This is a genomic window from Pseudoxanthomonas kalamensis DSM 18571, assembly GCF_010211745.1.
Classification (GTDB): domain Bacteria; phylum Pseudomonadota; class Gammaproteobacteria; order Xanthomonadales; family Xanthomonadaceae; genus Pseudoxanthomonas_A; species Pseudoxanthomonas_A kalamensis.
Genome location: NZ_PDWQ01000003.1, coordinates 1 through 13,502 on the forward strand (window position 1 = coordinate 1; position 13,502 = coordinate 13,502).

General features: G+C 59.4%; 13 protein-coding genes. 10 read left to right on the plus strand and 3 right to left on the minus strand.

Features of this window, described 5'->3' with window-relative positions; genetic code table 11:
- Positions 1-95: 95 nt before the first annotated feature.
- The 10 genes from CSC70_RS06425 (at position 96) to CSC70_RS06470 (ending at position 10,568) form a co-directional block, all read left to right on the plus strand.
- Positions 96-236, plus strand: coding sequence for a hypothetical protein (locus CSC70_RS06425; protein ID WP_162455859.1), 141 nt, complete (start codon positions 96-98; stop codon positions 234-236).
- A 3-nt stretch (positions 237-239) separates the two neighbouring features.
- Complete coding sequence (locus CSC70_RS06430; protein ID WP_162455860.1) at positions 240-671, plus strand: phage tail terminator-like protein; 432 nt, start codon at positions 240-242, stop codon at positions 669-671.
- A 64-nt stretch (positions 672-735) separates the two neighbouring features.
- Positions 736-1,638 (plus strand): phage tail tube protein, encoded by a 903-nt coding sequence (locus CSC70_RS06435; RefSeq protein WP_162455861.1) that lies wholly within the window; start codon positions 736-738, stop codon positions 1,636-1,638.
- Positions 1,638-2,063: a hypothetical protein gene (locus CSC70_RS06440; protein ID WP_162455862.1), complete on the plus strand. Its 426-nt coding sequence runs from the start codon at positions 1,638-1,640 to the stop codon at positions 2,061-2,063. The genes CSC70_RS06435 and CSC70_RS06440 overlap by 1 nt, the downstream gene beginning before the upstream one ends.
- A gap of 38 nt (positions 2,064-2,101) precedes the next feature.
- Positions 2,102-2,320 carry a phage tail assembly chaperone gene (locus CSC70_RS06445; RefSeq protein WP_425501539.1) on the plus strand — a complete coding sequence of 73 codons (219 nt, stop codon included), beginning with the start codon at positions 2,102-2,104 and terminating at the stop codon, positions 2,318-2,320.
- Positions 2,317-4,407, plus strand: a complete 2,091-nt coding sequence (locus CSC70_RS06450; protein ID WP_162455864.1) for a phage tail length tape measure family protein — start codon at positions 2,317-2,319, stop codon at positions 4,405-4,407. Before CSC70_RS06445 ends, CSC70_RS06450 begins: the two co-directional genes overlap by 4 nt.
- Entirely contained in the window at positions 4,407-4,763 is a 357-nt protein-coding gene (locus CSC70_RS06455) for a hypothetical protein (RefSeq protein ID WP_162455865.1), read from the plus strand. The genes CSC70_RS06450 and CSC70_RS06455 overlap by 1 nt, the downstream gene beginning before the upstream one ends.
- Before the next feature lie 71 nt (positions 4,764-4,834).
- Positions 4,835-5,293, plus strand: a complete 459-nt coding sequence (locus CSC70_RS06460) for a DUF1833 family protein (protein ID WP_162455866.1) — start codon at positions 4,835-4,837, stop codon at positions 5,291-5,293.
- Entirely contained in the window at positions 5,293-5,676 is a 384-nt protein-coding gene (locus CSC70_RS06465) for an NlpC/P60 family protein (RefSeq protein WP_162455867.1), read from the plus strand. The genes CSC70_RS06460 and CSC70_RS06465 overlap by 1 nt, the downstream gene beginning before the upstream one ends.
- The gene (locus tag CSC70_RS06470; protein WP_162455868.1) at positions 5,676-10,568 is read left to right on the plus strand and encodes a host specificity factor TipJ family phage tail protein; all 4,893 of its coding nucleotides are present in this window, start codon (positions 5,676-5,678) and stop codon (positions 10,566-10,568) included. The genes CSC70_RS06465 and CSC70_RS06470 overlap by 1 nt, the downstream gene beginning before the upstream one ends.
- Positions 10,569-10,763: 195 nt before the next feature.
- Here the strand turns inward: CSC70_RS06470 and CSC70_RS06475 are convergent, their stop codons facing one another.
- The 3 genes from CSC70_RS06475 to CSC70_RS06485 form a co-directional block, all read right to left on the minus strand.
- Positions 10,764-11,012: a hypothetical protein gene (locus tag CSC70_RS06475; RefSeq protein ID WP_162455869.1), complete on the minus strand. Its 249-nt coding sequence runs from the start codon at positions 11,010-11,012 to the stop codon at positions 10,764-10,766.
- A 221-nt stretch (positions 11,013-11,233) separates the two neighbouring features.
- Positions 11,234-12,679 (minus strand): sensor histidine kinase, encoded by a 1,446-nt coding sequence (locus CSC70_RS06480; RefSeq protein ID WP_162455870.1) that lies wholly within the window; start codon positions 12,677-12,679, stop codon positions 11,234-11,236.
- Positions 12,657-13,340, minus strand: a complete 684-nt coding sequence (locus CSC70_RS06485) for a response regulator transcription factor (RefSeq protein WP_162455871.1) — start codon at positions 13,338-13,340, stop codon at positions 12,657-12,659. The genes CSC70_RS06480 and CSC70_RS06485 overlap by 23 nt, the downstream gene beginning before the upstream one ends.
- Positions 13,341-13,502: the final 162 nt, after the last annotated feature.

Sequence of the window (13,502 nt, forward strand, 5' to 3'; positions counted from 1 at the left end):
TTAGTCAGGGTGCGGCTCCCCTCGTTTTCTATTGCGGCGGAGGGGTATAAAGGGTTAAATATGTATACGAAACAGGGTGGGGCAGCGTTACCTACATGGCGAATAATCTTCCGTATGCCAATCGCATCGAGTACGACGGTTGGAGCCATACCAAAGCGCCGGCCGGAATGGTGCGCGTGAGCTTCGCCCGCATCCGTCAAATCGTTTCCAAAGCCGTCCGCGACAACAAGGTCTAACCCATGTCTGAGTCCAGCATCGACCGCGCCCTGGAAGTCGCGGCGGTGGCGGCGCTTGGCCCGACGTTTACCGGACGGATTGCGGCCGAGGGGTTCACGTTCACGCCGCCGACGAGCGGTAGCTGGGCGCAACTGACTCACCTGCCCGCAGGGGCGGCGGTGTCGTCGCTCGGCGTCAACGGCATGGACGAACACGTCGGCGTCTATCAGATCGACGTGAGCGTGCCGGAGGTTGGCGGTAATCCGCGTGCCGATCTTCTGGCCGTTGCCGATACCGTCCGCGCCTATTTCGTGGCTGGGCGTGAGTTCACGCATTTGACGCAGGGCGTCCGGGTTGTCCGGGCCGAGCGATCCCAAATTCGAAGAGTCGATGGCTGGCAGCGCATAAGCGTGTCGGTCACGTACTCGGCATTTTCAATCCGACCGAGTTTCTAAGCGCAGCCAAGCGCACCCGTCCAGACCGCCGAAAGGCGGTTTTTTTCGCCTAGAGGAAACCGCAATGGCCGCATCCGGTTCTGCCGTCAAGTTCTATTACGTCGAGGAAGTGGCCGGGGATATCCCCGCCGTCGCCCCCGAGTTCATCCCGATTCGTTTCAACACGTCGAGCCTGTCCCGTAACGTCGCGCAGGTCGAGTCGAACGAAATCAATCAGACCCGCCAGCGTCCGCCGGCCAAGCAGGGCACCTACAGCACGCAAGGCGAGATTTCCTGCGAACTGTCGGACGGCAGCTACGACGACCTGCTGGCGATCTTGATGCAGCAGGCCGACTGGACGGCTAACACCCTGAAAGTCGGCAGCACTGTCCGCACCATCGCCATCCTGAAACGCCACACCGATACCGGCGAGGATGTGATTTATCGCGGCTGCCGTCTCAACACCTTCGCGCCGGCCGCTGATATCGACGCCCGCGTACTGCTGACCTTCGGCGTGATCGGCACCGATGCCGAGCCCTACACCGTCCCGGTTGATGCCACGTTCGCTGCGGCCACGACCAGCGAACCGATGGTGACGAGCGTCGGCAGCATTTCCGAAGGCGGCAGCCCGCTGGCCTATGCCACGTCGCACAACTTTACGCTCAACAACGGCATGGCGGCGATCTTTGCGCTGGGAGCCCGTGCGGCCTACGACGTGCAGAACGGCGTATTCACCGCTACCGGTAGCCTGACCGCCTACCGCGAGACTGGCGGCTTGTACGCCAAATTCCTGAATGAGACGGCGACCAGCATCAGCCATCAATTCAGCGACGGCACGAATACGTTGACCTTCGACTTCCCGAACGTCATCTACACGCAGGCCGACGACGCGGTTCCGGGGCCGGATGCCATCACTAACAGCTTCACTTACTCGGCCGGCTATGACGGCTCTGCCGCGACGACCGTCACCATCACCCGGAGCGCCTGATGACTGCGGCCGGGATGGAGTTGTTCAAGACCCGCGACAAGGCCAACGAGGGTAAAAAATTACCCCTGTACGCCCCTGATGGGTCTCCGACCGACCACTGGCTGCAAGTCAGACATGTGTGGTCGGACGCCTTTCAGGAAGCCAACGAGGCGGTGCTGGGCGAAGTGCGCGACACGGTACTGGCGGCAGAGGGAGACAACGCCAAGATATCGGCGGCCAAGGTCGAGGCCAAGTTCAAGTTGTGGGCGACATTGGTTTCGGGGTGGTCATTCGACACCGAGTGCACACCGGAAGCCGTGCAAGCGTTTCTCCGTGACTCCCCGCAGATCGGGCCGGTTCTGGACAAGTTCGCGGCGGACAGTCGCCTTTTTTTCGGCAACGACTCGATCAGCTTGGAAAGTGGATCGAGTCAGAGCGAGTCCTGAACGCACGTCAGCCTGACGGAAAAACCCTGCGTCATCACCTGCAAGTCGCACACCGATCCGGAGCGCCCATGCCGGCGCTGTTGCGGGATCAACCGCGCTGCCCGGAGGAGTTCTCGCCACTTGTCGGCGTGCTGGGGCAGTTTGCCGCGCCGATTGATTGGGCCTCGCTCGAAGCGTGGTCGCGCATGTCGCGCCGCCATTTCGCCAGGTGGGAGTTGGACGTGATCGCGTTCGCTGACCGAAAGAGAATGTCATGACAGATACCGCAAGTCTGATCCTGAAAGTCGATAGCTCCGGCGCACGCAAGGCGACGGACGACTTGGACAAGCTGACCAGTAGATCGAAGACGGCCGAGAAGGCCACGGCTGACCTGATGCGGCAGGCCAAGCGCGCGGGCGTCGCCATCGGCACGCTCGCTGCCGGCGCTATCACTCTCGCGATCAAGAACACCATCGAGCAAGAGCGAGTGACTCGCCAGCTTGAAGCGCGCCTGAAATCCACGGGCGGGGCAGCCGGCCTCACGAAAAAAGAACTGCTTGACATGGCGTCCGGCTTGCAGGCCGTGACGACCTATGGCGATGAGGCGGTCATTGAGGCCGAAAACCTGCTGCTGACCTTCACCAAGATCGGGCGCGACGTATTCCCGAAGGCGCTTGAAACCGTACTGGACATGAGTACGGCAATGGACCAGGGGCTTAAAGAGTCGTCTATCCAGCTTGGCAAGGCGCTGAATGACCCGATTCAGGGCGTCACGGCCCTGACCCGTGTCGGCGTGCAATTCACCGATGAACAGAAAGAGACGATCAAGAAGCTCGTAGAGACTGGCAAGGTTGCCGAAGCGCAGCGCATCATCCTGAAAGAGCTTGAGACGCAGATGGGCGGCAGCGCCCGTGCGGCTCGCGATACGCTCGGTGGTGCAATCGCCGGGTTGAAAAACGCCTTCGGCGATTTGCTGGAAGGCGACAGCGGAAGCGATGGCGTGCGTGGCGCGACCGCCGCCATCAACGAGTTGACCGAGACGCTGAATGACCCTGCCGTGAAGGATGGGTTTCAGACGATGGTCACGGGTGCGCTGACGGCGACGCAGGCACTTGCGAAACTCGTTTCTACCGCTGCTGGCGTAGCCAAGTGGTTCGGCGAGGAACTGGCGTCGCGTGTGAGTGGTACTGCCATAGGCGACACGGTGCGTATCGAGCAGCGCATTGAGAGGCTCAAGAAAACTGCCGAGGGCGTACAGGCGCTAAAGGATGACGGGCTTCTCGGCATTCCGAAGTTCTTTAATTCGTCAGAACTTACTGCGAAGGACTTTATCAGCCGGCCTGACACTGTACTTGCACGATTGCAGCAGGAAATAAAGAAAGAGCAGGACAAGCTCAGGATGTCACAAGAGCTTTCCGCATCTGCTTCCGCATTGTCCGGAGTTGAAGCGCCTGCGTTAGGTGACAAGCCAACTGATAAGCCGACCGGAACCGGCGGCGGGTCTGCTACCAAACAGATAACCGAGCAGCAGAAGGCGGCAGATGCTCTGTCCCGTGCATACGAGTCGTATGGTGACAATCTCCACCGTGCGAACGAGCTATTCGGGAAGCAGACATCACTCGCTCAACTTAACTATGAAATCCAGTATGGCGCGCTCAAGGGAATAAGCGCAGAGCAATCCGCCGTCTTGCGTGAGCAGGCGGAATGGCTCGATTGGCAGCAGGAAATGGCAGACGTAGCCCAGGGTACAGCGGATGCGGCAGCGGAACATGCGCAAGTAATGGCCGACCGTACCGAGAAAGCTACGGATCAGATGACGGAGTTTGCGCGACAAGCGGCACGCAATATTCAGGATGCATTCTCGGATTTCCTGTTCGATCCATTTGAAGATGGTCTATCCGGAATGCTTCGGAACTTCGCCGACACCTTGAAGCGAATGGCTGCCGAAGCGGTTGCATCAAATCTGTTCAATTCCATTGGACAGTGGGGCGAGTCGAATAGCGGGTCTAGCGGTTGGGCGGGGTTCTTCGCGAGTATCGCAAAGGGCTTTGGCGGCGGCCGCGCAGGCGGTGGCCCGGTCATGGCGGGCCAGTCCTACCTCGTCGGAGACGGCGGCAAGCCAGAGATTTTCACTCCCGGCCAGAACGGCAGAATTTCGCAGGTGGGGGGCGGTGTTGGACCCATGCAGGTGCAAATTAATAACTACGGGAGCAACAAGGTCAGCACCCGCGAGGAACGGATGAAAGGGGCCGGCGGTATGGACATCCGCAAGATGGTTATCGACATCATCGCCGATGACATGTCGGCCGGCGGTAGAACTGGCGCTGCGTTAAAAGGCCGCTACGGGCTCAGGGAGGCGGTCTGATGGCCGACTTGCCGAGTTACGTGACTGTCCTGTTTGACGGATACGGCGAAGAGTTCGATCCGTCCATCGAGCGCACGGAAATGGAGCGCGGCGTACCCAAGCAGCGCGTCGTCAACAGCCAAGTCATGCAGGAAATCACCGTGCGACTGCTGTTCAAGTCGTCGGCCGACGCTGCCAGTTTCGAGACGTGGTACTTCGACACGATCAAGCGGGTCGGGTGGTTCGATATGAGCCATCCCCGCACGGGTGCATCCATAACAGCCAGATTGAAGGAAGCCAAGATCGGCAGCCTGACGCCTCTGATCCCAGATTTTTCGTGGTCTGAGCGCGAGGCGACATTGGAGTACCTGCGCTAGACGAATTTCTGCGCATTTTTTCTTGACATCACAAGCCCCTCTCCGGAGGGGCTTTTTTATTGGGCGGACGAATGTCATTCATCGAGGCACGCCAGCGCGTCACCGACACATCGGGAATATTGCTGTTGCTGGAAATGACGGCCCCGTCGTTTGGCGCAACGCTCCGACTTGTCAACGATACGCAGGATTGGGTCAGCAATAGCGAGACCTACGTCGGATTTCCGTTCCGCTTCAAACTGCCGGACGACACTCAAGGTGTCTCTCCGCGCGCCGTGCTGGAAATCGACAACGTGGGCCGCGAGATGACGGCCGACCTTGAAACCTTGCAGCCGAACGAGATTGTCACGGCGACCATCCGCATCGCCGACAAGAGCGAACCGAACGACATTTTCCAGACGCTTGTGTTGCCAATGACCAGCGTAAGCGTCACGCCGACCGTGGCGACCGCGCAGTGCGGGGTCGATTACATTATGCGGCAGGCGTCAGTCCGCATTCGTGCGACCCCGTTCATCCTGCAGGGGATTTTCTGATGGCGCATCCGGCAGAGGCATTCGTCGGCATGGTCTACGACGAGCAGCGGTTCGATTGCGCGGATTTCGTCGCCCACGTCCGGCGAGAACTGCACGGCCATGAAGTGAAGCTACCCAACGGCCGCCCGCGTGGCGAGCATGGGCAGGTTGTGCTTGGCGAGCTTTCCAAGAGCTACGCACACCGAACCGATACCCCGGCAGATGGCGACCTGGTGCTGATGAAGCGGCGTGCCGGAGTCGGGCATGTCGGCCTGTTCTACCGCATCGGCGGCGAGGAATGGGTGCTGCACAGTAACGAGACCAATGGCGCGTCCATCCTGCACCGCGTGCGGGAACTGCCCCTGTGGGGCGCATTGATTGAAGGCTATTACGCATGGGACTGATGTCCGACCCGACCAGCGGCGCACCAATTGTCCTGACCCCGCATCCCATCACGCTGGAAGGCCAGCGGCACATGGTGGCCGCGCTGGAAGATGGCGAGAAACTCGGCGGGTTCCTGCGCCGCGTTGTCCCCAACTGGACGGATGACGCATGGGAAGTGCGCATCAATGGCGTGATTGTCCCGCATGAAGTTCTTGAGCGCGTGCGCCCAAAGGACACGGCGCTTATCGAAGTGCGCGGCATCGTCAAGAAGCAGGTTCTGGCAATCGTTGCTATTGCTGCGCTGGCGTACTTCACGATGGGCGCTGGCGCGACTTGGGCGGCGGGCCTTGGCGCAGTCGGATCGTCACTGGCCTACACCGTCGCTTTCGCTGCCGGCTCCGCACTCATCAACAAGGTACTGATGCCGAAGCCTTCGGCACCTGCCGCCATCACGGCAGACCCGGTGTATTCGGTCGGCCTTGCCAACAACACGGCACGGCCATACGAGCCGCTTCCGCTGCTGTTGGGAACCACACGTATCACCCCGGACCTTGCGTCCGCACCGTATACGTGGTTCGAGGGAGACGACCAGTATCTCGGCATGGTGCTGACCCCAGGGGTCAACGTCCACAGCATCGGAGACATCTACAACGGCGACACGCTGCTGTCCAGTTACGAGGGCGTCACCGTCTACCTGAGCGGATTCGGCGGCCACCCCGATCAGGACATCCCGCTTTACAGCAACGCCGACACCGTGGACGGCGGCGAGCTTGACCGCGAGGGCACATGGGTCGAGCGCACCACGCCCGCCGATACCGTCCGCGTCCAGATCAATATCGAGTACGTGCTGGGCGACGTGACCAGCAAGGGCAAGCCCTACAACAACAAGGAGACCATCGCCGTCGAGTATCGCGCGACAGGGGCGCCGTCATGGTCGCCGCTCACGTCGCGCACTGTCGTCAACAACAACTACAAGCAGACCAAGCGGCTAACCATATCGTCGGACCTGCCCGCCGGCCAATACGATATCCGCGTCCATCGACTCGGCCTGGATACTAACGCCCGCAACTCGGTGGCCGATTTCAGTTGGAACACCATGACCAGCGTGCAGGCGGATGACACCGACTACACCGGCATCCAGCGGATCGGCATCAAGATCAAGGCGACGGGCCAACTCAACGGCGCGCTGAACTCGATCAGGATGGTCGCAAACTCCATCCCGGTCCCGGTGTGGGATGGGTTGGGCTGGACAACCGAGCAGACCAGCAACCCCGGCGCGCACCTGCTGGCCTATGCGCGAGGCCTCTACGACAGTAACGGCAGGCTGCTGTTGGGAATCGGGTTGTCTGACAGCATGATCGACATCGAAGGTCTTAAGGCATTCATGGTCCACTGCGGCAGCAACGGGTACACCTACGACGCCTATATCAAGGATCAGCGCAATCACCTTGAAATGTGCGACGCCATCGCGCTGGCCGGCTTCGGTCAGGTCAGTTGGGCCGGCGGCAAGTTCGGGGCGGTGTGGGCCGACAGCGCCCAGCCGCTGACCGGCGTCGTCAACATGGCGACGATGAAAAAATCCAGCTTCCAGGTGGACTACACGCTCGCCAATGCGGCGGACGGCATCGAGTACAGCTATGTCGATGCCGCGACGTGGGAAACAAAGACCCTGCGGGTGGAAGCCCCCGGCGTGGCCATCATGCAGAACCCGGCGCGCATATCCGGCGAGGGCATCACCAGCGAAGCGCATGCGGCCAAGATGGCCCGCTATCACCTCGGGCAATCGCTGTACCAGCACAAGGACATCAGTTATTCCACGGACCTTGAGCATCTGACTTACCGGCGCATGTCGCTGCTGTCGCTGTCGCACGACATGACGCAGTGGGGGTATGGCGGCCGGGTCATGGCTGCCAGCATCGACGGCAGCGATATCGTCACCCTGACGTTGGACGAGCCGGTCCCGGCCCCGGACAGCGGCACCGCCTACGTGGGGCTGCGCATTCCGGGCGAGGGCGCATACCGGGTATTCGAAGTCGCCTCATTCGTCGGCGAAACCGACACGCTGACCCTTGCGGAGGCATGGCCAGGGGACGCTGCACTACCGGGCGATGACGCCGACAACCCGGCACATGACACGCTGTGGACCTACGACTTCAAGGCCACACCTGGGCTGCGGGTGCGGGTGGTGCAGATCGAGCCGGAAACCGGCATGACCGGGGGCCGCATCGTGGTTGTACCGGAGTCCGCCGAGTTTTGGGAGTACGTCGAAACGGGCGCGTATACGCCACCGTCCAATACCTCGCTGTTGCAGTCGCGTCCCGAACTGTCCGACCTGATTATCGACGAGTTCCAGACCGTGCAGGGGGACACGGTTTTCACCGAGTTGCAGGCCACCTTCACGGTCACCGGAAAGATGGCCTATTGCACCGCGCATATCGCCCAGCAACTCGATGGCGAGTGGACCGATCTGGAGAAAGTCGCGGAATCGCGCACCGGGTCGATCCGGTTTCGCATCCCTTCGGCCGGCGTGTATCAGGTAGTCATCCGACCCTACGACGACAACGGCATCGTCGGCGGCGTGGTCAGCACGACCTACACCACGGAAGGCGCGGACATTGCGCCGCCCATGTTCGAAAATTTCAGCGTCACGGCGCTGGCCGGTGGCGTGCGCAAATACACCTGGAGCTACGACAGCGAAGAGACCGTGCAACCCGCCGACCTGGCCGGCGCAGAGATTCGCTACCTGTCCGGCACGCATGCAACGCCAGATTGGGAGTCGATGACGCCCGTTGGCGATGACGGTTACCATACAGCCGCCTTCGAAGCTGTAGTGCCGGCCGCCGGCACCTGGACGTTCGCCTGCCGCGCCCGCAACACGTCCGGGGCGCTGGGCGCGGCCAAGGTCATTACGACCACGCTCACGGGCAATCTCGGCGAGCAGCTTGTCTCCATCACCGACGAGCAAGTCGCCCTGCAAGCCGCCATCGACGCCGAGGCCGCAAGTCGCGTGTCTGGCGATGCGGCCGCAGAGGCGGCAGCAGCAGCGGCGCAGGCGCACTCCGAGGCGGTTGCCGCGCAGGTCGCGGACATTACCGGGGCGGATGACTGGAGCGGCAGCGAAACCTACCCAATCGGCGATCTGGTCAAGTACGGCAGCGGCCTGTACCGGGCGCTGACCGAAAACACCAACAAGCAGCCGGACACGAACCCATCGGATTGGCAATACATCGGCAACTACTCATCGCTTGGCGAGGCCACGGCCGCCGCTGTATCCATGTCCACGGTCAACGCCAGCGACATCGCCTCCGAGGCCGCGCAACTCGATGCTGTACAGGCGCGGATGCCTGGCGGATCGGAAGTGCTTGCTACCTCCGCCGAAGTGGCCAGCGAGGCAAGCGCACGCGCGGCAGCGGACAGTGCGCTGGCGTCCGACATATCCACGGTGTCCGCTTCGGCCGCAGCAAATGAAGCGGCGATCATTGCAGAGGAGTCAGCGCGTGTCAGCGAAACCGGGGCGCTTGCGACTGACATTACGACGCTACAGACAACGGTAGGAGACCAGTCATCCAGCATCACGCAACTAGCCATGGTGCAGGCGGGGACGGCCGGCGTCGATTTACGCAACAGAAGCTTTGAAGATGATTCCGGGTGGCACTCATCAACCAGTGGTACAGGAGGCCTCCCCTCTGGGGTTACATATAATACTGCAGCGGCCAAATCTGGGGCACGGGTACTCAGATTCTCCGGCGTGTCAACTGTCGCGTACAACGCAGGCAGGACGAGCGTTCGGGTGGGCGAGAAGATCAGTCTTGGTATGTTCCCACGCAAAATCGGGTCTGCCCCTTCTGCTGGCGCTCGTATTAGGTTTGGGTGTAGAGGTTACGACCTAGACGGAAACTACGTGTCGGGGTCATCATCGGCCCCTGTAAATGTCCTCATGGATGACAGGTCATTTGCATTCCAAGATGATCCGGACACGGGAATCTATACTGTGCCGGACGGCGTGTCAGAAATTGGCTATCACCTGCAAACTACAGACCTTGCATCCGGAGCGATTGCCGTTGACGACGTGTTTGTAGAGCGGCTTTCGACGAGCGACGAACGTTCTCGCGCAATCGTCGGCATGTACCTTGATGTCAACGACAAGATCGCCGGCTACCGCACGGAAAACGACGGTACTACGTCAGCGTTCGACATCCTCGCCGACGTGTTCCGCGTCACGGGTGGAAGCACCGAGGGCATGGAATGGCGTGATGGGTATCTGCGCGTCTACGGCTCCGGATATCAGCGCATCATCGGGTCAGACTTCGGCGTGTCCGGACAGGAGCTTGTCGATTATTTCGGCCCGAACGTTGGGGCGGCCAGTGCAAGCAAGGCTAATGCCGTCATGTGGATGGATAAATCTGGTGATGCCTATTGGGGAGGATCACTATCTGCCGGCGTACTTTACAACTCCAACACTGCCAGCTTCATCGGCAATGGAACCGGAACGCTTGGGCCGTTCGGAACCAATGGTGGAAGCAAGTCAGTTGTAGTAAGCATGCAGGTAAATGCAAGTGGATGGCTTGCAGGGGACGTTGCATCGACCTATGACGGTCAATCCATATCCGCAACGGTGACAGTGGAGCGCAGCACGAACGGCGGATCATCATGGACGAGCATTGGCTCGTTCGTCGTCAGCGGAAGCAAGAGCGCGACCTACGAAGCGTCCGAGAGCGCCACAAGCATCAGTTACGGCATGTCAGGGTCAACCACTATCACGGACACAAATGCGTCCACCAGCGATTTCATGTACCGCGCTGTTGTCAGCGGCGCATCCAATTACCCGATGACGCTGCGGGTAAATCCTGCATCGGGGACTCCCACAACGCAGGGCACACAGCGCCTGACCATTGCATCCACAGAAGAGTAGGGGTTAACGCCATGAGCATTGAGTTGATCATTGGAATTGCTGTCGTCGCCGTCATTGCCTACGTCATCCTGCGCAAAAGGAAGCCGGGAGCCGGGGGCAGTACAGGGGGCCGTGGTCCCGGCAGCGACGCAGAAAAGTAGGAAATCTCCTACGCGCGCAAGCGGCCCCGCTCAGGGATGGGCGGGGCGCTGGCAGCTACTCCCCAAAGTAGGTAAACGCGATCTTCCCGTGCTTCTGGACGCGCGGCAGGGTCTTGTCGCCACGGTCGCCCCACAGGGTCACGCCGTCGGGGTGCCAGACGGCCCGCAGGCGGCACACGCCGGTTGACCAGCGTTCCACTACCGGGCGGCCCCGGTCGTCGCGTGTGCGCACGCAGCGGCGATCTGGCTGGCCGTTCCACTTGGCGAGCCGGCGGCGGTACTCGGCGGGGCTGATCGGGTACATGCCGGCAGGGTAGTCCGGCGCTGTCTCATCTCCTGAAAACGGCAGCAATCGGCTAGATTCCATGCGGGTTTCACGGGCTCGCCTCCTGAAAACAAATTGCCATGTAACGCCCGCAATAGATGGATACGGTGACGACCTTTTAATCCGCTGGTCGATGGTTCGAATCCATCACGGCCCACCAGTCCTTCCGCATCGCTGCCATGACGGTATCCCGTCTCAGATCAAGTTGTTGCCAAACAACGACGGTCTGTAGGCGTATGCCGCCATGCCGACTCGTCCAGTACTGTGCATGCGAGGCTTACGGAGACGCCGTGGAGCGGGGAGTCGTCGATCTCGAGCCGAAACCCGTGCAGATTTACGACGGCCGCTACGATGGATAGTCCCATGCCGTAGCCCTTGGTATAGGTGTGATCGCTCCCTCGGTGGAATCGTTGCAATACCAATTTTCGTTCCTGTTTGGGGATGCCAGAGCCTGAATCGTGTACTTCGAAGCGCAGGGTATTGCCTTTTAGTCTCAGGTGAAGCTGTATCGTTCCGCCCTCGGGGGTAAACTTCAACGCATTGTCAGTGATATTTCCCAAAGCTTCGAACAATAGTTCACGATCCCCTAGGATGTGGATGGATTCGCATCCTGGCTCGATGTCGAGTGTCAGGTGCTGTTGCCTATCTTCGGCAGCGGGAGCATAGAATTCAAATATTTCCCGAAAGAGCGATGGTGCATTTATTTTTGCAAATTGTGATCGCTTGCCTTGCGTCTCCAATTCGGAAATCCGAAGCAAGGCGCGAAAACGCGAGAGTATGGAATCAACATCGTCTAGGACTTGATCCAATGGGGCAGTTTTCGATGTGTCGGTTCCCGCTTGTTGCCGAATCCTGTACAGATGAGCCCGAAGTCGGGTGAAGGGCGTCCTGAGATCGTGCGCGATGCAATCGGATACGCTCTTCACCTCGGCCATTAGGTGCTCGATGTGATTAAGCGTTGTGTTGACAATTCCGCAAAGCATGTCCAATTCATCCCGATTATTGGTGATGGGCAGTCTTTGCTTTAAGTCGCCGGAAACTATTTTCTGGCAACGTTCGTCTATTTCCTTGATGCGTTGGATTGGCTTATATCTAAGATAATACCATCCGAGAAATCCGAGTGCGGACATGGGCAGGGATCCCCAGGCGATTGCACTGAGAACGATATGGGATATGTCGCTGAGAGAACTGTTTCGATTGTCGCGCGCAAGGACCAACAGGCGCCCATCAGCGAGCTTGATGGCCAGCGCATGGCAATGATCGATGGTCGTCTCGTTTGGCAGCGTTGATATGCAGCGGACTACATGAACCTGCCCGTCTGCAGGGAGACCATTGGGTATTGCTTTCAGTCGACCGGCAATGGGCTGCCCGTCTGAATCAAAAAGCCCGTAGTGATTCAGGCTTCTTGCATCCAGCCTGTAATGCTCATCAAGCGATGTATCCAATTCTTCGATGGGAATATGCAGGAATATTTGTGCGCGCTGCTGCGTGGTTTCTCTTGCCAGGCCATCCAGGTATACGTGTACTCTCCAGTAGACGAGTAGCGCGGCCATGCATCCCCATAAAAAAATGATGAGGGAGTAAACTCCAAGCAGGTAGCTGGAAGATGATCTCCATTTGCTGTCAGTGGGATTCAGTGAGGACATATCCGGTCCCGCGCATTGTGTGAATAAGAGGAGGTTTCCCGGGAATGTCAAGCTTGCGTCTCAGACGGGCAATATGCACGTCGATCAAGTTGGTTCCAGGATCGAAATGGTAACCCCACACTCCTTCGAATATCATCATTCGAGTCATGGTCTGACCTGAGTTTTTCATCATGAACTTCAGGAGCTTGAACTCGGTAGGGAGCAGTTTTAGTTCATGACTTCCTCTGCGAGCGGTGCGTGATAGAAGATCGAGCTCTAGGTCGCCAAGTCGAATTGTCCTGCCAGGATGGATGAAGGATTGTTGTCGTCTGGCCAATGCCTCGACACGTGCCACCATTTCGTCTGACGCGAATGGCTTAGTCAGATAGTCGTCGCCACCTGCGCGCAGCCCGCGTACACGTTCGTCTATGTCGGATAAAGCACTTATCATCAAGATGGGAGTGCAAACTCCTCGCTCGCGAAGCGCGGCAGCCAGAGTAAGCCCATCCATTCCGGGCAACATGCGGTCGAGGGTGATGACGTCGTAGAGGCCACTGGATGCGTGTTCAAGCCCACTCAATCCATCACTGGCCCAGTATGTATCATGGCCATGACACCGCAATTCAGTTGCGATTTCCTGGGCGGTGACGAGGTCATCCTCGATGATCAGAACGTTTGGCATGCAGGAGAAATGTCCTACGTACACTCCTGTCCTTCATGTTGATGGGCAGGCCAATATGATGCAAGTGGGTATTGTTTCAGGCGTTACCAAGAAGTCAATAGAGTAGGGCTAGGGCAGGATCGCTATCAAGCTCAAATGGAGGCATGAATGCGTTTGATAATG